21 protein-coding genes are annotated in these 19,101 nt (G+C 68.1%); 13 read left to right on the top strand and 8 right to left on the bottom strand.

Features of this window, described 5'->3' with window-relative positions:
• Positions 1–13 precede the first annotated feature (13 nt).
• From F1C10_RS09395 to F1C10_RS09365, 7 genes are all read left to right on the top strand, one after another.
• Positions 14–1,249, top strand: a complete 1,236-nt coding sequence (locus tag F1C10_RS09395) for an acyl-CoA dehydrogenase family protein (RefSeq protein ID WP_185205680.1) — start codon at positions 14–16, stop codon at positions 1,247–1,249.
• A 41-nt stretch (positions 1,250–1,290) separates the two neighbouring features.
• Positions 1,291–3,030 carry a class I adenylate-forming enzyme family protein gene (locus F1C10_RS09390; protein WP_185205678.1) on the top strand — a complete coding sequence of 580 codons (1,740 nt, stop codon included), beginning with the start codon at positions 1,291–1,293 and terminating at the stop codon, positions 3,028–3,030.
• A 46-nt stretch (positions 3,031–3,076) separates the two neighbouring features.
• Positions 3,077–3,727, top strand: coding sequence for a flavin reductase family protein (locus F1C10_RS09385; protein ID WP_185205676.1), 651 nt, complete (start codon positions 3,077–3,079; stop codon positions 3,725–3,727).
• A 65-nt stretch (positions 3,728–3,792) separates the two neighbouring features.
• Positions 3,793–4,632, top strand: coding sequence for a LysR family transcriptional regulator (locus F1C10_RS09380; protein WP_185205674.1), 840 nt, complete (start codon positions 3,793–3,795; stop codon positions 4,630–4,632).
• 169 nt (positions 4,633–4,801) lie between these two features.
• The gene (locus F1C10_RS09375) at positions 4,802–6,046 is read left to right on the top strand and encodes an acyl-CoA dehydrogenase family protein (RefSeq protein ID WP_185205672.1); all 1,245 of its coding nucleotides are present in this window, start codon (positions 4,802–4,804) and stop codon (positions 6,044–6,046) included.
• A gap of 88 nt (positions 6,047–6,134) precedes the next feature.
• Positions 6,135–6,920 (top strand): thioesterase family protein, encoded by a 786-nt coding sequence (locus F1C10_RS09370; protein ID WP_219729730.1) that lies wholly within the window; start codon positions 6,135–6,137, stop codon positions 6,918–6,920.
• 57 nt (positions 6,921–6,977) lie between these two features.
• On the top strand, positions 6,978–7,235 hold the full coding sequence (locus tag F1C10_RS09365; RefSeq protein WP_185205668.1) for a hypothetical protein: 258 nt from the start codon (positions 6,978–6,980) through the stop codon (positions 7,233–7,235).
• 63 nt (positions 7,236–7,298) lie between these two features.
• Here F1C10_RS09365 and F1C10_RS09360 read toward each other — a convergent pair whose 3' ends face one another.
• The gene (locus F1C10_RS09360; RefSeq protein ID WP_185205666.1) at positions 7,299–7,622 is read right to left on the bottom strand and encodes a hypothetical protein; all 324 of its coding nucleotides are present in this window, start codon (positions 7,620–7,622) and stop codon (positions 7,299–7,301) included.
• Between the two features lie 102 nt (positions 7,623–7,724).
• Between F1C10_RS09360 and F1C10_RS09355 the strand changes: the two genes are divergently transcribed.
• Positions 7,725–8,228 (top strand): DUF427 domain-containing protein, encoded by a 504-nt coding sequence (locus F1C10_RS09355; RefSeq protein ID WP_185205664.1) that lies wholly within the window; start codon positions 7,725–7,727, stop codon positions 8,226–8,228.
• A gap of 170 nt (positions 8,229–8,398) precedes the next feature.
• Here F1C10_RS09355 and groL read toward each other — a convergent pair whose 3' ends face one another.
• The 3 genes from groL to F1C10_RS09340 all read right to left on the bottom strand — a co-directional run bounded on the left by groL (position 8,399) and on the right by F1C10_RS09340 (position 11,858).
• Complete coding sequence (gene groL, locus F1C10_RS09350) at positions 8,399–10,036, bottom strand: chaperonin GroEL (RefSeq protein WP_185205662.1); 1,638 nt, start codon at positions 10,034–10,036, stop codon at positions 8,399–8,401.
• Between the two features lie 60 nt (positions 10,037–10,096).
• Positions 10,097–10,384 carry a co-chaperone GroES gene (gene groES, locus F1C10_RS09345; protein ID WP_085808817.1) on the bottom strand — a complete coding sequence of 96 codons (288 nt, stop codon included), beginning with the start codon at positions 10,382–10,384 and terminating at the stop codon, positions 10,097–10,099.
• A gap of 130 nt (positions 10,385–10,514) precedes the next feature.
• Complete coding sequence (locus F1C10_RS09340) at positions 10,515–11,858, bottom strand: MATE family efflux transporter (protein ID WP_308458053.1); 1,344 nt, start codon at positions 11,856–11,858, stop codon at positions 10,515–10,517.
• A 236-nt stretch (positions 11,859–12,094) separates the two neighbouring features.
• Here F1C10_RS09340 and F1C10_RS09335 point away from each other — a divergent pair, with 236 nt between their 5' ends.
• The 4 genes from F1C10_RS09335 to F1C10_RS09320 all read left to right on the top strand — a co-directional run bounded on the left by F1C10_RS09335 (position 12,095) and on the right by F1C10_RS09320 (position 15,358).
• A complete protein-coding gene (locus tag F1C10_RS09335) occupies positions 12,095–12,382 on the top strand; it encodes a hypothetical protein (protein WP_185205659.1) in 288 nt (95 codons plus the stop codon).
• A gap of 155 nt (positions 12,383–12,537) precedes the next feature.
• A complete protein-coding gene (gene sppA / locus F1C10_RS09330) occupies positions 12,538–14,415 on the top strand; it encodes a signal peptide peptidase SppA (protein ID WP_185205658.1) in 1,878 nt (625 codons plus the stop codon).
• Entirely contained in the window at positions 14,415–14,831 is a 417-nt protein-coding gene (locus F1C10_RS09325; protein ID WP_185205657.1) for a hypothetical protein, read from the top strand. Before sppA ends, F1C10_RS09325 begins: the two co-directional genes overlap by 1 nt.
• Positions 14,832–14,911: 80 nt before the next feature.
• On the top strand, positions 14,912–15,358 hold the full coding sequence (locus F1C10_RS09320; RefSeq protein ID WP_258042817.1) for a GNAT family N-acetyltransferase: 447 nt from the start codon (positions 14,912–14,914) through the stop codon (positions 15,356–15,358).
• Here the strand turns inward: F1C10_RS09320 and F1C10_RS09315 are convergent.
• Genes F1C10_RS09315 through F1C10_RS09305 form a run of 3 tightly spaced genes read right to left on the bottom strand, consistent with a single transcriptional unit; the run spans position 15,355 to position 17,055 of the window.
• A complete protein-coding gene (locus F1C10_RS09315; protein ID WP_185205656.1) occupies positions 15,355–15,996 on the bottom strand; it encodes a trimeric intracellular cation channel family protein in 642 nt (213 codons plus the stop codon). The genes F1C10_RS09320 and F1C10_RS09315 overlap by 4 nt on opposite strands.
• A 56-nt stretch (positions 15,997–16,052) precedes the next feature.
• Entirely contained in the window at positions 16,053–16,826 is a 774-nt protein-coding gene (gene xth, locus F1C10_RS09310) for an exodeoxyribonuclease III (RefSeq protein ID WP_185205655.1), read from the bottom strand.
• 37 nt (positions 16,827–16,863) lie between these two features.
• On the bottom strand, positions 16,864–17,055 hold the full coding sequence (locus F1C10_RS09305; RefSeq protein ID WP_185205654.1) for a DUF3606 domain-containing protein: 192 nt from the start codon (positions 17,053–17,055) through the stop codon (positions 16,864–16,866).
• Positions 17,056–17,429: 374 nt separating this feature from the next.
• Here F1C10_RS09305 and F1C10_RS09300 point away from each other — a divergent pair, with 374 nt between their 5' ends.
• Entirely contained in the window at positions 17,430–18,239 is an 810-nt protein-coding gene (locus tag F1C10_RS09300) for a SirB1 family protein (protein ID WP_185205653.1), read from the top strand.
• A gap of 16 nt (positions 18,240–18,255) precedes the next feature.
• Here F1C10_RS09300 and F1C10_RS09295 read toward each other — a convergent pair whose 3' ends face one another.
• The gene (locus F1C10_RS09295; protein WP_185205634.1) at positions 18,256–19,029 is read right to left on the bottom strand and encodes an SDR family NAD(P)-dependent oxidoreductase; all 774 of its coding nucleotides are present in this window, start codon (positions 19,027–19,029) and stop codon (positions 18,256–18,258) included.
• Positions 19,030–19,101: the final 72 nt, after the last annotated feature.

Raw genomic sequence — 19,101 nt, 5'->3', positions numbered from 1 at the left:
AAAAGGATACCGCATGTCGATCGACTTTGAAATTCCTGCGGAAGCCAAGGCAATCCGCGCCAAGGTGCGCCAATGGGTGCACGACGAGTGCAAGCCCGCCGAGAAGCGGCTGACCGACGGCGAGGATTACAAGACCGTCCTCAACGAGCTGCGCGGCAAGGCGCGCGCGCAGGGGCTGTGGTGCCCGTTCATTCCCAAGGAATATGGCGGCATGGGCCTGGGGCCGCTTGCCAATGCGCTGGTGCAGATGGAGCTGGGCGAGAGCCATCTCGGCGCGCTGTCGCTGAACACGCAAGGCCCCGACGACGCGACGATGATGACGCTGCTGGCGCACGGCACCGAGCATCAGAAGGAGAAGTATCTCAAGCCGCTGCTCAACGGCGAGAAGCGCATCTGCTATTCGATGACCGAGAAGGCGGCGGGTGCCGACGCGACGGGCATGCAGACGCGCGCGGTGAAGGACGGCAACGAGAATTACGTGCTGAACGGCGAGAAGTGGTTCTCGTCCGCCGCGAGCGTCGCCGACATCGCGCTCGTCATGGCGATGACCGATCCCGACGCGCCGCGCCACCAGCGCTATTCGACCTTTATCGTCGAATTGCCCAACCCTGGCTACAAGATCGTCCGCGACATCGAGACGATGGCGGTGCACGGTCCGCTGACCGAGATCCTGGGCGGCGGCCATTCGGAGGTCGAGATCAAGGACCTGGTCGTCCCCGCGGAGGATCTGCTCGGCGGCGAGGGCAACGGCTTCAACATGGGGCAGCACCGGCTCGCTTACGGCCGGCTGCGCCACGGCATGCATAATGTGTCGATGGCCCAGCGCGCGCTAGACCTTGCGACCGCCCACGTCATCAAGCGCGAGACGTTTGGCAAGCTGCTGAAGGAGCGGCAGGGGGTGCAGTGGATGCTCGCCGATTGCGCGGCGGAGATCTACAAGGCGCGGCTGATGCTGCTTCACATCGCCTACAAGGCGGAGCGCGGCGACGACATCCGGCAAGAGAATTCGATCGCCAAGATCTTCCTCGCCAACATGGTGCATCAGGTGGTCGACACCGCGATCCAGCTGCACGGCGCGCTCGGCTTCAGCCTCGATACGCCGCTTGCCGCCTGGTACACGCACATCCGCTCGCAGCGGCTGGTCGACGGGCCGGACGAGGTGCACCGCTGGACGGTGGGGCGCAACGTCATCAAGGCGTTCGAGCGCGAGGGCACGACGGCGTCGGCATGCGGCGGCGACCTGCTCTGATCGGATAGCGACGGACCGGAACGGCGCGGGGAGGCGAGCGGATGGCGGACGAGAGCTGGCCGGCGGTGGGGATCGAGGAGACCTATCGCATCCTCACCGCGCCCGGCGCGCCGTTCGAGATGCGCGACGCGGTGATCCGCGGCGTGACGCTGCGCACCTACGCCAATGCGCTGAACGATCTGCGGCGGGTGTTCGACCTGGGCCGTAGCTGGGGTGAGCGCGAGTTCATCGTCTACGAGGGCGAGCGGCAGAGCTACGCCGCGCATTTCCGGGCGGCGGGGGCGCTCGGGCGCGTGCTGACCGACCGCTACGGCGTGAAGAAGGGCGACCGGCTGGTCGTCGCGATGCGCAACCTGCCCGAATGGTCGATCGCCTTTTGGGCGGGCGTATCGATCGGCGCGGTGGTGACGCCGCTCAACGCCTGGGGGCTGGGCGACGAGCTGGCGTACGGGATCGCCGATTCGGGCGCGCGCGTCGCGATCGTCGACGGGGAACGGCTCGAACGGCTCGCGCCGTATGTCGGCGGGCTCGATCTCGACGCGCTTATATCGGTGCGGACGGGGGACGATTACGGCGCGGGTGCGGTGACGCTCGACGAACTGATCGGGCCGCGCGACGGCTATGCCGGCCTGCCCGACGATCCGATGCCCGATCCGGGGCTGGACACCGACGATCCGGCGACGATCCTCTACACCAGTGGGACGACCGGGCGGCCGAAGGGGGCGCTGGGCACGCACCGTAACGTGCTGAGCAACGTCATCTCGATCGCGTTCAACGGCGCGCGCGCTGCGATCCGGCGCGGCGAGGAACTGCCCGCGCCCGATCCCGATACGGCGCAGCGCGTGAACCTGCTGCCGGTGCCGCTGTTCCACGTGACGGGCACCAATTCGATGCTGATCCCCACAGTGATGGCGGGCGCCAAGCTGGTGCTGATGCACAAGTGGAATGCCGAGCGGTTCCTGGAGCTGGTCGAGCGCGAGCGCGTCAATTCGACGACGGGCGTGCCGGCCATGGTGTGGCAGGTGCTCGAATCGCCCGACTTCGCCAGCCGCGATCTCTCCAGCCTCGACAGCTACGGCTATGGCGGCGCGGCGATCGCGCCTGAGCTGACGCAGCGCTTCGCCGAGCTTTTTCCATGGTTCAAGCCCGGCCAGGGCTATGGCGCGACCGAGACGTCATCGGTGTCGGTCGGTAACAGCGCCGAGGATTATCTGCGCCATCCCGACAGCGTCGGCCTGCCGGTGCCGGTGTGCGACGTGAAGGTGGTCGACGGTGCGGGTAACACGCTGCCGCCGGGCGAGGCGGGCGAATTGTGGATCCGCGGGCCCAACGTGGTGGTAGGATATTGGAACAAGCCCGAGGCGACCGCGGAGAGCTTTACCGACGGCTGGTACCATACCGGCGACATCTGCCGCATCGACGATGACGGCTTCGTGTACCTGCTCGATCGCGCCAAGGACATGCTGATCCGAGGCGGCGAGAACGTCTATTGCGTCGAGATTGAGGACATCCTCGTCACCCACCCGGCGATCATGGATGCGGCGGTGGTCGGCCTGCCGCACCGCATCCTGGGTGAGGAAGTGGGCGCGGTCGTGCAGCTGCGGCCCGGCGCCGATGTGAACGAGGCGGAGCTGATCGCTTACGCCGCCCGCCATCTGGCGCCGTTCAAGGTGCCGGTGCGGATCGATGTGCGCGCCGCCGAGTTTCCGCGCAACGCGAGCGGCAAGACGCTGAAGCCGGTGCTACGCGCCGAACTGCTGGCGCGGCTCGACGCGGCGTGAACGAAGCGGCTTCCCCCGGCGGCTGATTGGTGAGACGGCGGCGCGCATGAAGTTCGTCATGGCCGATCTGCCGCCACGCCAGCGCTACAAGCTGCTCGTCTCCACCGTGACGCCGCGGCCGATCGCCTGGGTGACGACGTGCGGCCGCAACGGCGTGGTGAACGCGGCACCGTACAGTTTCTTCAACGCGATGGGCGATGATCCGCCGCTGCTGGTGCTCGGGCTGCTCAAGGACGGTGCGGGCGCCAACAAGGACACTGCGACCAACATCATCGAGACGGGCGAGTTCGTCGTGAACCTCGTCAGCGAGGACGATGCCGAAGCGATGAACCAATCGTGCGTCGATGCGCCTCGCGACGTGAGCGAGATCGATTATGCCGGGATCGAGACGGCGCCGGCGACGCGCGTCGCGCCGCCGCTGATTGCGAGCGCACCGGTGAGCTTCGAGTGCGTCCGGCGCGAGCTGCTCGAGATCGGGCCGCGTCAGGTGATCGCGGTCGGCGAAGTGCTGGTCACGCATATCCGTGACGCGTTAGTCGCCGATCTTGACAGGCTGCACATCGACACTGCGGCGATGAAGCTGATCGGGCGGATGCACGGGGCGGGGACGTATCTGCGCAACAGCGATACCTTCACGATGCAGCGCCCCGCCTACGATCCGGCGCGCGTGGGCCGGGCCGACGGAGAGACGCGATAAGGCCGATCAGCCGCATCGACCTGAACCTGCTCGGCACGTTCGAGGCGATCTACACTCACGGCGGGGTGACCGCGGCGGCGCGGCATTTGCACCTGTCGCAATCGGCGATCAGCCATGCGCTCGGGCGGCTGCGCGTCGCGTTCGACGACGAATTGTTCGTGCGCGCCGGCAATGCGATCGTGCCGACCGCGCTGGCGCGATCGATCATCGATCCGGTGCGCGACGCGCTGCGCGGCATGGAGCAGGCGATGATCGCGGCGGTGCGCTTCGATCCCGCCACGTCGACGCGGTCATTCCGCATCGGGTTGCGCCAGGCGAACGAGGCGCGGGTGTTCGCCGGCATCGTCGCCGCGGGGTTGCGCGCGGCGCCCGGCGTGACGCTGGCGAGCGTCAACTTCCGGCGCAGCGAGGTGGCGGATGCGCTGGCGCGCGGCGAGCTCGATCTCGCAATCGACGTGGCGAGCGACGCGACGATCGGGCTCCACGCGGCCCCCTTGCAGACCGACACGATGGTGGTGGCGGCACGGCGCGGCCATCCGCGGATCGCGGGCGCGATCGACTTGGCCGCGTATCTCGCGGCCGATCACGTCCAGGCGTCACCGCGCTCGTCGGGGCCGGGGCTCGAGGACGAGGGACTGGCGGCGTTGGGCGAGACGCGGCGGGTGGCGATCCGGTGCCAGAACATCTGGTCGGCGTGGCAGGTGGTGGCGCAGACCGACCTTCTGCTGACGCTGCTCGGCACGCACGCCGTGACGCTGCTGCCGGTCGCGGACAATCAGATCCTGCCGCTGCCGTTCGCGATCGCGCCGCGGCCGCTGCAATTGCTGTGGCATCCGGCCGCGGCGCGCGACCCTGGCAATATGTGGTTGCGCGATCTGGTGCACGGACGCCTGGGGGCGCCATAATTGGGCAAACGCTGACGCCTGCCGTGTCGGCGCGATCGAACTAGTTGACCAGCCCCTGCGAGGCGAGATGGTCATGCAGGATGCTCATGGCCGCGATTGCGGATCAGCATTGGCGTCGATGGGCGTCGTGCCGCTATGGCATGCCCAGTTACAATGCTGGGTGGGTACAATGTCCAACATCTTTACGATTCCGGAACTCGACGATCTGCGCATGTCCGAAGGCGTGCGGCCGCTGTTCGACGCGGTGAAGGCGTTCGTGCGTGATCACGTCGATCCGATCTATCCCGAGTTCGAGCGGTTGGGCGAGGGGCGCGCCGACCGCTGGAGCTTCGCACCGGGGCAGCTCGAACTGCTGCAGGGCGCCAAAGACAAGGCGAAGGCGGCGGGGCTGTGGAATTTCTTCCTGCCCAACGCCGAGACGGGCGAGGGGCTGTCGAACCTCGACTATGCCTATATCGCCGCCGAGCTCGGCAAGTCGCCGCTCGCGTCCGAAGCGCTCAACTGCTCGGCGCCCGACACGGGCAACATGGAAGTGCTCGAGCGCGTCGGTACGCCCGAGCAGAAGAAACAGTGGCTCGAGCCGCTGCTCGCGGGCGAGATCCGCTCCGCTTATGCGATGACCGAGCCGGACGTCGCCTCGTCCGACGCCAAGAACGTGCGCTGCGCCGCGCGGCTCGAGGGTGACGAATGGGTGATCAACGGCGAGAAGCATTACATCTCAGGCGCTGGCGATCCGCGTTGCAAGGTGATGATCACCATGGTGCGCACCAACCCCGACGCGCCGTCGTCGCAGCAGCAGTCGCAGATCCTGGTGCCGATGGATGCGCCGGGCGTCGAGATTCTGGGTGCGATGGAGGTGTTCGGCAAGGATCACGCACCGCGCGGACACATGCACCTGCGCTTCAACAACGTGCGCGTGCCGCGCGAGAATATCCTGCTGGGCGAAGGGCGCGGCTTCGAGATCTCGCAGGTACGGCTCGGGCCGGGGCGCATCCACCATTGCATGCGTACGATCGGCAAGGCCGAGATCGCGCTCGACCTGATGGTGAAGCGCGGCAATTCGCGCGAGGCGTTCGGCCGCTCACTGATCATGCTCGGCAAGAACCTCGAACTCGTCAGCCGCGCGCGGATCGAGATCGAGGCGATGCGGCTGATGGTGCTGAAGGCGGCGAAGGCGATGGACGTGCTGGGCAACCGCGAAGCGCGCGTGTGGGTCAGCATGGTGAAGGCGATGGTGCCCGAGAAAACCTGCCAGATCCTCGACCAGGCGATCCAGATTCACGGCGCCTATGGCATGAGCCAGTTCACCCCGCTCGCCGAGCTTTACGCCGACGTGCGCCACCTGCGCTTCGCCGACGGGCCGGATGAGGTGCACCACATGGTGGTCGGCCGCAACGAGCTGGCGCTGCACTGATCGCCCTATCCAAGCGACACGACAGGCGACACTAAGGGCGCCGGGGACCATCGCGGTTCCCCGGCGCCTTTGCTCTAGGGAGATCCGAGTGTCCGATGCCATCTTCACGCGCGACGGCGCCGGGCTCGTCGCGAGCGGCTATGCCGCGGGGCCGTGGCACCCCGGGCTGCAACATGGCGGGGCGCCGTCCGCGCTGGTTGCCTGGGCCGCGGAACAGGTGCCGACCGCCTCGCCGATGCGCGTCGCGCGCGTGACGGTCGAGCTGCTGCGGCCGGTGCCGGTCGATCGGCTCGAGGTCGAGTCGGAGGTGATCCGCGATGGGCGCAAGATCCAGCTCGTCCAAGTGCGGTTGCTGCATGCCGGCAAGGAAGTGACGCGCGGGATCGTGCTGCGCGTGCGGATCGGCGACGAGCCGCTGCCCGACGGGGCGGGAATCGCCGGCGGGCCGGGATCGCCCGACGACGTGCCGCCCGATACGACGTTTCAGGGCGAACTGCCGAGCCGCGTCAACTTCGGCGCGAACTTCGACATGCGACGCATCCGCGGCGGCTTCGGGCAATTGGGGCCGGGCAAGATGTGGTTCCGCCAGCATCGTGCGCTGATCGCAGGCGAGGCGCAGACGCCGGTGACGCGCGCGATGGCGGTGGCGGACTTCTCCAACGGCATCGCGCCGATGCTGCCGTTCGATGCATGGACGTTCCTCAACGCCGACCTGACCGTCAGCTTCGCGCGCGCGCCGGAGGGGGCGTGGATCTTCTCCGACGCGGAGACCTGGCTGGGTGAGGACGGCGCAGGGCTGGCGATGACGCGGCTCGGTGACGCGCGCGGCTGGTTCGGGCGCGCGGTACAGTCGCTGATCGTCGAGCGGCGCTGACCGGCGTGCGTAGCGGACGGCGCGACCGGCGCGGGCGGCAGTGCATGGAGGTGACGGGTGGCGGATGATTACGCGCACGGCCGTCGCGACGGGCTGCGGCTCGCGCTTGCGATCCTCGCGGCGGAGGAGGCGAAATGGGCTGCGCTGCTCGGCGAGAGTCGATCGTGGCGAACCAATCAGATTCGCGAGGTGCGCCACAAGGCGCTGCAAGTGGCGCAGAAGCGCGTGCAGACCGCGCTAAACCGGATGAGCCCAAAGGAAGCGGACGGGACGAGCGAGGAGCTTGCGGCGGCGCTCGACAAGCTGGGGTTGTGAGCAACCGCCGGCGCAGGGCCTTGCCGGGAGGGGCAGGCCCGCGCCGTCGGGGTTAAATCAAGCTCAGAACGGCTCGACCGAGACGCTCGGGCGACGCGTGACGATCACGCCGCGCTCGGCCATCTCCTTGGCGAAGTCGTGCCGCGCATCGGCGATCTCGCGACGGTACTCCGCCCAGGCGTCGATCCGGTCCCCGGGGTCGTTGGCGCGCGCCAAGTCCTTGCGCAGCTCGCGCCGTGCCTCGCTGAGGTCGGTCTTGTAGTCGAGATAATGTGAATTGCTGTCGTCATAGACACCGCCGGGAAACCGCTTGGATCCGCCGGCGAGTGCGGGGGTCGCCGCAACGGCGAGCGTGCCGGCCAGCGCCAGCATGGTCAGGGTCTTCATACGCCTCACTCCTTTTGGTCGTTTCGGCATGGCGGAAGGAACGGCGCGCGGGCGCGACGGGTTCCGTTTGGCGTACCGACGAGCGCTGAAGGAGAGACCGCGATGAGGTTGCCGCATCCCGAACCCGACGCGACGGGACCGGGGCAGGAGAGCGTGTGGCGCTATCCGCGGCCGGCGGTGGCGGAGCGGGTGACCAGCCATCTGAAGGTGGTGTTCGACGGCCGCGTGCTTGCCGAAACGCGCGCCGGCGTGCGCACGATCGAGACGAGCCACCCGCCGACCTTCTATTTCCCGCCGGGCGACGTCGATCAGGCGATGCTCGAGGCGGTAGCGGGCAGCAGCTTCTGCGAGTGGAAGGGCAATGCGCTTTACTATGACGTCGTGTCGGGCGGGCGACGCGCGGCGCGCGCGGCCTGGGCCTATCCCGCGCCGACGGTGTCGTTCGCGATCATCCGCGACCATATCGCCTTCTACCCGGCGTTGATGGACGCGTGCTTCGTCGACGGCGAGCAGGCGGTGCCGCAGCCGGGGCGCTTCTATGGCGGGTGGATCACGTCAAAGGTGGCGGGGCCGTTCAAGGGGCCGCCGGGTACCGAATATTGGTGATCGCCGGATAAGAGAAGGGCCGCGGCACCGGGGTGCTGCGGCCCTTTCTTTTGGTGGATGGGCAGCGGCGGAGCCGCTGCTGGACGTCAGACCGGATCGGCGAAGCCGACCGACTGGCCGATCCGATGCGAGTCCGTAGCCAGCTTGCGCCGGCTACGGCCGCAACCGGATCAGAAGTCCATGCCGCCCATGCCGCCGCCGGGCATCGCCGGCATCGCGGGCTTGTCTTCCGGCAGCTCGGAAACGGTCGCCTCGGTGGTGATGAGGAGGCCCGCCACCGATGCGGCGTTCTGCAGCGCGGTGCGCACGACCTTGGTCGGGTCGATCACGCCGGCCGACACGAGGTTCTCGTACACGTCGGTCGACGCGTTGAAGCCGAACGACGTGTCGTCCTGGTCGAGCAGCTTGCCCGAGACGACCGCGCCATCGTGGCCGGCGTTCTGCGCGATCTGACGCACCAGCGCGGTCAGCGACTTGCGGACGATGTCGATGCCGCGCGTCTGGTCCTCGTTCGCGCCGGTCAGGCCCTGCAGCGACTTGGTCGCATACAGCAGCGCCGTGCCACCGCCCGGGACGATGCCCTCTTCGACGGCTGCGCGGGTCGCATGCAGCGCGTCGTCGACGCGATCCTTGCGCTCCTTCACCTCGACCTCGGTCGCACCACCGACCTTGATCACCGCAACGCCGCCGGCGAGCTTGGCGAGACGCTCCTGCAGCTTCTCACGGTCATAGTCCGAGGTCGTGACCTCGATCTGCTGACGGATCGCCTCGGTGCGGCCCTTGATCGAATCGGCTTCACCCGCACCGTCGACGATGGTGGTGTTGTCCTTGTCAATCGACACGCGCTTGGCGGTGCCGAGCATGCCCAGCGTGACAGTCTCGAGCTTGATCCCGAGATCCTCGCTGATGACTTCGCCCTTGGTGAGGATCGCGATGTCCTCGAGCATCGCCTTGCGGCGATCGCCGAAGCCCGGTGCCTTGACCGCTGCGACCTTCAGGCCGCCGCGCAGCTTGTTGACGACGAGCGTGGCGAGCGCCTCGCCCTCAATGTCCTCGGCGATGATGAGGAGCGGGCGACCCGACTGGACGACGGCTTCCAGGATCGGGAGCATCGCCTGCAGGTTCGACAGCTTCTTCTCGTGGATCAGGATGTACGGATCGTTGAGCTCGACCGCCATCTTCTCCGGGTTGGTGATGAAGTACGGCGACAGATAGCCGCGGTCGAACTGCATGCCCTCGACGACGTCGAGCTCGAATTCGAGACCCTTCGCCTCTTCGACGGTGATCACGCCTTCCTTGCCGACCTTCTCCATCGCTTCCGCGATCTTCTCGCCGACTTCCTTGTCGCCGTTGGCCGAGATGATGCCGACCTGGGCGATCTCGCTCGACCCTGCGACCGGCTTCGAGCGCGCCTTCACGTCCTCGACGACCTTGGCGACGGCGATGTCGATGCCGCGCTTCAGATCCATCGGGTTCATGCCGGCGGCAACCGACTTCATGCCCTCGCGCACGATCGCCTGGGCGAGAACGGTCGCGGTGGTGGTGCCGTCACCGGCGATGTCGTTGGTCTTCGAGGCCACTTCGCGCACCATCTGCGCGCCCATGTTCTCGAACTTGTCCTTGAGCTCGATCTCCTTGGCGACGGTAACGCCGTCCTTGGTGATGCGCGGTGCGCCGAAGCTCTTGTCGATCACGACGTTGCGACCCTTCGGGCCGAGCGTCACCTTCACCGCGTCGGCGAGGATGTCGACACCCTTGAGGATGCGCTCGCGTGCGTCGCGGCCGAATTTCACGTCCTTGGCTGCCATGTGGCTACCCTTTCAACTGAACGAATGATGGAAGAATTGTGGAGGAAGCGGACCCGTTTCTCAGCCGACGATGCCGAGAATGTCGCTTTCCTTCATGATCAGCAGGTCCTCGCCGTTCACCTTCACTTCGGTGCCCGACCACTTGCCGAACAGGATGCGATCACCGGCCTTGACGTCGAGCGGGGTGACCTTGCCGTCCTCGGCCTTGGCGCCTGCACCGGCGGCGACGACCTCGCCCTCCTGCGGCTTCTCCTTGGCGGTGTCGGGGATGATGATCCCGCCGGCGGTCTTTTCCTCGGCCTCGACGCGGCGCACGAGCACGCGGTCGTGCAGCGGACGAAAGTTCATGGCTGTACCCTCTTCTGAGCGGTGTATGACAATTTCTTGGCACTCAGCGATGCCGAGTGCCAGCAGCGGTCATATGTGGGTGGCCCCCGACACCGTCAACGGGGGACGGGAAGAAATTCGGAACTATTCGTCAGGCCGTGCGTGGCAGCAGGCCGAGACGATCGCGGGCGTGCCAGCGCCACAAAAGGAGGATCGATACGGCCAGCAGGCCCACCGCCAACCCGGTCCAGATCCCGACGCCTGCCCAATCATAATGGAAGCCGAGCAGGATCGAAGTGCCGAACCCGATCACCCAATAGCCGAACAGCGCGATGAGCATCGGCACGCGCGTATCCTGCAATCCGCGCAGTACACCGGCGGCCACGGCCTGTGCGCCGTCGACGAGCTGGAACATCGCGGCAAGCGCAAGATACTGCACGGCCAGTGCGACGACGACGGCGTTCTGTGGTGCGTCGACGTCGACATACGCACCAATGAAGAACCGCGGCGCGACCCAGATCGCCAGCGCGGTCAGCGCCATGAAGCCGATGCCGAGCGCGAGCGCGACGCGGCCGGCGCGCGCGATCCACAAGTGATCGCACGCACCATAGGCCATGCCGACACGGATGGTCGCGGCCTGGGCGATCCCGAACGGCACTTGAAAGGCGACCCCGGCGATGTTGAGCGCGACGGCATGCGCCGCGACTTCGTTCACGCCGACCAGCCCCATCAGAAGCGCCGCGCCACCGAACAATGCACCCTCGAACGTCCAGGTCAGCATGATCGGAACGCCGAGCCGAACGATCTCGGTGAAACGTGGCCATTCGGCGCGCCACCAATTGCCGAGCAGGCGATAGCGGCGCAGATGCGTGTCGAAGCGCAGGATCAGCGCATAGGCAAGCGCCATCGCGGTGAGGCTGACCACGCTGGCGAGCGCCGACCCTTCGAGCCCGAGCGCCGGCATGCCGAGATTGCCGAAGACGAGCGCCCAATTGGCGACGATGCTGACGCCTAGCGAAAGCGCGGTGACGATCAGCGCCCAACCTGCGCGGCCGAGCGCAGCGGCGGCGGTACGCATGGTTCCGGCCGCCACCCCGGCCGGGGTGGCGAACAGGATGATGTCGAGAAAGCGGCCGGTTCGCCGTGCGACCTCCGCATCCTGGCCGGCAAGCAGCATCAGCGTTTCGCCGTGCGCGAGAATCAACACGACCGGGATGGTGCACAAGGCGCCGACCCATAGCGCCATGCGCACCGAACGACGCACGTCGCGTACCGCATGCTTGCGACGTCCAAGCTCGGCGGCGATCAGCGGCGATGCGGCGCTGGTGAGGCCGATCAGCGCATACATGCTGAGATTGAACATGAAGACGCCAAGCGTGGCCGCCGCAAGATCGACCGTGCCCAGCCGTGCAACGAAGATCACGTCGACCGCGCTGACTGCCATCTGCAACAGGTTCGCGCCGACCAGCGGACCGGCAAGGCGCGTGAGCGCCACGAGTTCCGCCCGATCGGTTGCAGGTCGCTTTTCAGTCAGCGGGCGCGGAACGGCAACGTCCATGACGGTGCCCTGTAGGGGTTATGGTAAGCGCGCGGAAGGGACGACGCTGCTTTGGACCGAGCGACGAGCCGTGCCGACGATGCGACCGAAGCAATGTTTTCTTACGAAACCGGAACAAACGCAACGCATCCCACGTTCGGGGCTGCTGAAAGTACTAGTAACGGGAGGTTCTGATGGCTGATTATCGCACAACGGACGATCGGGTGGTGGTGAAGCGCGGCGGCGCGGGTCGCACGATCGCGATCCTGCTCGGCATCGTCGCGCTGGTGGCGATCGTCCTGTTCGCGACCGGCTTCTGGTCGGCGGACGTCAAGGAAGGCGCGCTGCCGGACGTCGATATCAGCGCCAAGGGCGGTGCGCTGCCCAAGGTGGACGTCGACAGCAAGGAAGTTGTCGTCGGCACCAAGAAGACCGAGGTTGAGGTCCCGACTGTCGGCGTCAAGGACAACGGCGAGCAGTAAGCGCCGCGCGGCTGTTTTAACGAACGAAACGCCGGTCCCCCGATGGGGGCCGGCGTTGTCGTATGTGCGCCACACGCGCGAAAGCCGCAGGCGCCGTATTGCTCACGCCATACACTGTCGGCTAGGTCGGCGGCGGACTTCCCGGGAAATTTGAGATGAAGCTGGTTCGCGGCGCGTGGAGATTGCTGGTCGGCATTAAGGATGCGCTGGTGCTCGTCGCGATGCTGTTGTTCTTCGCCGCGCTGTTCCCAGCACTCAACAGCCGGCCGACGCCGGCCGCGCTCAAGGACGGCGCGCTGGTGCTTGACCTCGACGGGCCGATCGTCGAGCAGCCCGAGGAAGCACCGCCACTGGCATTCCTCAGCGGGCAGGAAATCGGCAGGCAATATCGCCTGCGCGACATCGTGCGTGCGATCGACAAGGCGCGCGGCGACGATCGGGTGAAGGCGATCGTGCTCGATCTCGACCGTTTCGGCGGCGCCTATCCCGCGCTGCTCGGCGAAGTGGCCGATGCGCTGCTGCGCGCGCGGCAGGGGGGCAAGCCGGTGCTCGCCTATGCCACCGCCTATACCGACGGCGGCTATCGCCTGGCGGCGGCGGCGAGCGAGATCTGGATGGACCCGATGGGCGGCACGCTGTTCGCGGGGCCGGGCGGCAACCGGCTGTACTACAAGGGGCTGATCGATCGGCTGGGGGTCAACACGCACGTCTATCGCGTCGGCAAGTTCAAGTCGGCGGTCGAGCCCTATACGCGCGCCGACGAGAGCCCGGAATCGCGCGAGGCGTCGACCGCGCTGTACGGCAATCTGTTCGACCAGTGGAAGGAGGCGGTCGCCCGCACACGTCCGAAGGCGCAGCTCGCCGGTTGGCTGACCGCGCCCGACCAGGTGGTGCGCGCCACCGGCGGCGACATGGGGCAGGCGAACCTGCGCAGCGGGATCGTCGACAAGCTGGGCGACCGCGTGGCGTTCGGCCGGCGCGTGGCGCAGCTGGTGGGCAGCGAGAGCGGCAAGCCCGCCGGATCGTTCCGCGAGATCAAGCTTGCGTCGTACGTCGACGCCAATCCCGTCCCGACCGACGGCGCGATCGGCGTGGTGACGGTGGCGGGCGAGATCGTCGACGGCAAGGCCGATCCGGGCACCGCGGGCGGCGATACGATCGCCAAGTTCATCTACGACGGGCTGGCGCAGAAGCAGCTGAAAGCACTGGTCGTCCGCGTCGATTCGCCGGGTGGATCAGTGCTTGCGTCCGAGCGCATCCGGCTCGCGATCATGGAGGCGAAGCGGCGCGGGCTGCCGATCGTCGTCTCGATGGGCGGGCTCGCCGCGTCGGGCGGTTACTGGGTGTCGACGCCCGCTGACGTGATCTTCGCCGAGCCGAGCACGATCACCGGATCGATCGGCATCTTCGGCATCATTCCGACGTTCGAGAATACGCTGGCTAAGATCGGCGTGACGTCCGACGGGGTGAAGCTGACCCCGCTCGCCGGGCAACCCGACGTGATCGGCGGCACCAATGCGCAGACGGACGCGGTGATCCAGGCGTCGATCGAGCACGGCTATCGCCAGTTCCTGACGCGCGTGTCGCAGTCGCGCCGGCTGCCGATCGCACGCGTCGACGAGATCGGGCAGGGGCGCGTGTGGGCGGGCGGCACCGCGCGGCAGATCGGATTGGTCGACCGGTTCGGCACGATCGACGATGCGGTGGCGGAGGCGGCGCGGCGCGCGAAGCTCGATCCCGCGAGTGCCAAGGCGGTGTATCTGGAAAAGAAGCCGGGCTGGGCGGCGCAGCTCGCGCGGCAGATCAGCGCGCGCGAGGACGACGAGGACGCCGGCGCGCCGACCGATGCACTGGCGCGAATCGCGTGGGAGCAGCGCCAGACGCTGGCACGCGCGCTGGGCGACGTGCGGCGGCTGGTGACGGGCGGCGGCATCCAGGCACGCTGCCTCGAGTGCGGCGCGCTGGGGCCGACGCGGGCGAGCGGCGGTGATACGCGGCTGTTCGACGCGCTGCTGGTGCGGCTGGGGCTGTGATGCTCGCGGCGCTGCTGCTGCTGGCACAGGCCGCCACGCCGGGCATGGCGCCTGCGCCGGCAGCGGTGATGCAGCCGGCGTCGCCGCGGACGCTGACGGGGCGCTTCACCTGTGCGGCGGCGGTGTACGAGGTGCAGGTGACGGCAGCGCCACCGGCGGGGACGGGGGTGGTGCTCGACCGGCTGACGAGCGGTGGCCGATCGGTCGAGGCGGGTTCGCTCGCCGAAGCGCGGCGCATGACGGCGCGGCTTGCCGACGTCCAGTCGCTCGACGTGCGCTGCCGTGACGACGGCGCGGGCGAGCTCAGCATCTACGGTACACAGGCGAGCGCGGGCGCGCCGCCGCGCCGCGCGCGGCTGCGCGGTACGATCCGGGGTGACGCGATCAGCGCTCTCGTCGTGGCGGTGGCGCGCTGACCGCGCATCGTGCCGACGTCGCGATCCGGGCGGCGCGGCCGTCCGACGCGGGGGCGATCGCGGCGATCTACGCGCCGCACGTGCTGACCGGAACGGTGTCGTTCGAGACCGAGGCGCCCGATGCCGACGCGATCATGGCGCGGATGGCAGCGGCAGGCGACGTTTATCCCTGGCTGGTGGCGGCGGACAGCGAGACCGTGCTCGGCTACGCCTATGCCGGCCGGTTTCGCGAGCGTGCGGCGTATCGCTTCGCGGTAGAGACGACGATCTATCTTGCCGATGCCGCACAGCGGCGCGGGATCGGGCGGCGGCTGTACGGCGCGCTGCTGGATGATCTGCGCGGGCGCGGGTTCACGCAGGCGATCGGGGTGATCGCGCTGCCCAACGACGCGTCGGTCGCGCTGCACGAGGCGATCGGCTTTCGCGCCGCGGGGCGGTTCGCGGCGGCCGGCTGCAAGTTCGGGCGGTGGGTGGATGTCGGCTATTGGCAATGCGCGCTCGCCGATCGCGCCGGCGGGGCGGTCTAGTTGCGCGGCGGCCCCGCGCGATCGCGGTAGGCGGGAAGGTGGATCTGCCAGCGGATCGCGGCGGCGCGCAAGCCGAAGCCGGCGGCGGCGGCGATCCCCGCGGCGATCGCACCGGGTAGGCCGGCGAGCGACAGGACGATGAACAGCGCCGAGGCGAGCGCGGCGGCGGTGACGTAGAGTTCGGGCCGCATCAGGATCGACGGCTCGCCCGCGAGCACATCGCGGATGATGCCGCCGACGCAGGCGGTGACGACGCCCATGACGAAGGCGGGGATTGGCGGGACGCCGTAGCCGAGTGCCTTGGCCGCGCCGTAGACGGCATAAGCGGCAAGGCCGACCGCGTCGAACCAGTCGAGCGCCGCCCCGCGCCACCAGCGCTGCGGCGTGATCCAGATGACGACCGCGACCGAGAGGCAGACGGTCGCGGCGCGTGCGTCGACGACCCAGAAGACGGGTGCGCCGATCAGGAGATCGCGCAACGTGCCGCCGCCGACGCCGGTGACGAGTGCGAAGAAGGCGAGCGTGACCATCGTCTGCCCGCGCCGCGCCGCGGCGAGCGCGCCCGACGCGGCGAACACCGCGAGGCCGGCGAGATCGAACCACGGCGCAAAGGCCGGAAGGAGCGTTTCGGGGGGCACCGGCGGCCTTTAGTCGGCGGTGCGCGCGGCGCAAAGCCGGGGACCGGTGCGAAGGATCAATCGGCGATCGTGATCCACGTCGGGGCGTGATCGCTGGTCTTTTCCCACCCGCGTACGTCGCGATCGACGCCTGCGTCGGCGAGGCGCGGCGCCAGTGCGGGGCTAAGCAGCAGGTGATCGATGCGTAGCCCGGCGTCGCGGGCGTAGGCGTTCCGGAAATAATCCCAGAAGGTGTAGATCGTCTCGTCGGGATGAAGGTGGCGCAGCGCGTCGGTCCAGCCCTGGTCGAGCAGCTGTTCGTAGCGGTCGCGCACCTCCGGCGCGAACAGCGCGTCGTCGATCCAGCGTTCTGGTTTGTAGACGTCCTGCGCCGTCGGCATGACGTTGAAGTCACCGGCGAGCAGCACCGGCGCGCCGGTGTCGAGCAGCGTCTGCGCGTGATCGATCAGCCGATCGAACCAGGCGAGCTTGTAATCGAACTTCGGGCCAGGGCGCGGATTGCCGTTGGGCAGGTACAGGCCGGCGACGATGATGCCGTTGACCGCGGCCTCGATGTAGCGGCTCTGCGCCGGATCGGGGTCGTCGGGCAATCCGCGCCGCGTTTCGTGAATCGAGCCGACCCGCGACAGGATCGCGACGCCGTTCCAGCTTTTCTGCCCGTGCCAGATCGCGTCATAGCCGAGCGATTGCAGCGCCGCGGCGGGAAAACGCGCGTCGGGCGCTTTCAATTCCTGCAGGCAAACGATGTCGGGCGCGGTCTGCTCGAGCCAGCTTAGCAGGACGGGCAAGCGGCCGTTGACGCCGTTGACGTTGTAGGTCGCGATCCGCACGGCGGCTGCTTAGCCGTTCCTGCCCGCCCCGTCTCCTTCAGCCCGTCCTCTTCAACTTCTCGGCGGCGTCATCGAGCTTCGCGCGGTCGTTGCCGACGGTGCGGATGAGATCGCGCGCGGCGTCCGGACTGATGCCGTGCTTGCGCGCGAAATATTCGACCTCATAGCCTTCGCCTGCCGCGACGCGTGTGCGATCCGCCGCGCCCTGCTTGGTCTTGTCGTCTGCCATCACGGTTTCCTTCGCTGCGACAGGAATCCGTGGTTCGCCGCTTCGGTTCCCGCCGACGCGATAACCCCGCGCTTGTAAGTCGCTGGCGGGCTTGAACTTTCGGTTCGCCTTTCCATATCGCGATCACTGTTCAACAACGGAAAGGAGGTGGTCGAATGTCTCATTGTCTCACGCCGCTGAAGGCGGGTTCGGTGGAAGCGACCTCCCTCGGGAAGTTCGCCCGCCGATAAAGACGCCAGCCTTCGGTGGCTGACAATGGAAGGGCCGTTCCCCGCTGAGGTGGGGGGCGGCCCTTTGCTTTATGCCCCATGCGGCACCAACATGGAGCAGGACGACGCGCGGGAACATCGCCGGGGAACAGTCGTCTGACGATCATGGAAGATGAAATCGTCCATCTCGGACTGCTCGACGACGACGCGATCCTGATCGATGCCGAGGCGCTGCGGATCGCAAAGCTCGATCACCCCGACATATCGCTCGCCCCCTATGCCGATCTGCTGAGCGAATTGACCGAACGGCTGGTCGAAGTGGGTGGCGGCGCCGAGACGGCGGCGGAGCGCGCCGCGGTGCTGGCGCAAGTGATCGCGGAGGAGCACGATTTCGTCGGCGATTTCGAGACGTACGACGATCCCGACAATGCCGATTTGATCCGCGTGATCGACCGGCGGCGCGGGCTGCCGGTGAGCCTCGCGATCCTGTACGTCGCGGCGGCGCGGCGGATGAGCTGGGACGCGGACGCGCTCAATACCCCCGGACACGTCCTCGTGCGGATCGGATCGGCGACCGAGCCGGTGCTGATCGACCCCTTCGCCGCGGGGCGGGTGACGGGAGCGCCGCAGCTTGCCCGCCTGTTGCAGCGCGCACTGGGGCCCGACGCGATGGTGACGGGCGAGCATCTGATGCCGATGACCAACCGCACCGTGCTGGTGCGGCTGCTGATGAACCAGGCGACGCGCGCCGAGGCGGCAGGACAGGCTAATCGCACGCTGACGTTGTTCCGCCGCATCACGACGATCGCGCCGGCGCACGCGCACGGCTGGTGGGAACGCGCGCGGCTCGAACTGCTGCACGGCGACGTCGCGGGCGCGCGATCGAGCCTGAGCGCGATGCTGGAGATGACGCGCGAGCCGAGCCTGCGCGCGCATATCTTCGCCGCGCTCGACGCGCTGTCGCACCGTACTTGACGCGGATGGCGCGCCGCTAGCGGTCCTGCCCGCCATCGACGGGGATCACCGCGGCGGTGACGAAGCTGGCGGCGGGGCTGAGCAGGAAGGCGGCGACGCGGCCGATCTCGTCCGGAGTGCCGAAGCGCTGCAGCGGCACCTCGCGCTTGATCCACCGCCACCAGCTCTGCGCGCGCTCCCCGGTCGATCGCGCCTCCCAGTCGCCGCCGGGAAAGATGATGTTGCCCGGCGCGATCGTGTTGACGCGTACTCCTGTCGGTCCGGCGATGACCGCGAGTTCGCGCGACAGGTGGTTCATCGCTGCCTTGGCGGTGCCGTAGGTGAGCGGCGTGCCCTTGGCGGCGAGGCCGGCGATCGAGCTGATCAGCAGCACCGAACCGGCGCACCGCGCCGTCATCCCACGCAGCGCGGCGCGCGCGAGGAAGAAGGCCGAATCGAGGTTCTGCGCGAAGCCGCCGCGCCACGTGGCATCGTCGACCTCGAACCCGGGTGGGCAGGGATGCAGGCCGACGTTGGCGACCGCGCCCCACAGCGGGCCGAACGCGCCTTCGGCATCCGCCAGCGCTTCCTCGACGGTGGCGGACGCGGTCATGTCGCCGGCGAAGCTGCGGATCGCGTCGGCGCCGAAGCGGTTGGCGAGATCGGCGTGGGTGGCGGCGAGCGCGTCGGCGCCGCGCGCGGTGATCGCGACGCGCGCACCCTCGGCGAGCAGCGCCTCGACGATGCCGAGCCCGATGCCGCGGCTGCCGCCGGCGACGAGGATCGCCTTGCCGGCAAGGTTCAGGTCCATGCGTCTCTCCTGTATTTTCGCGCAGTTTCGGCGCGGCTTGCGCCCAAGTCCAGCGCGCGTGAACCAAAAGGT

The organism is Sphingomonas sp. NBWT7, from assembly GCF_014217605.1.
Classification (GTDB): Bacteria; Pseudomonadota; Alphaproteobacteria; order Sphingomonadales; family Sphingomonadaceae; genus Sphingomonas.
The sequence above is the reverse complement of the archived record's forward strand: the minus strand, read 5'-3'. Positions and strand labels throughout refer to the sequence as shown.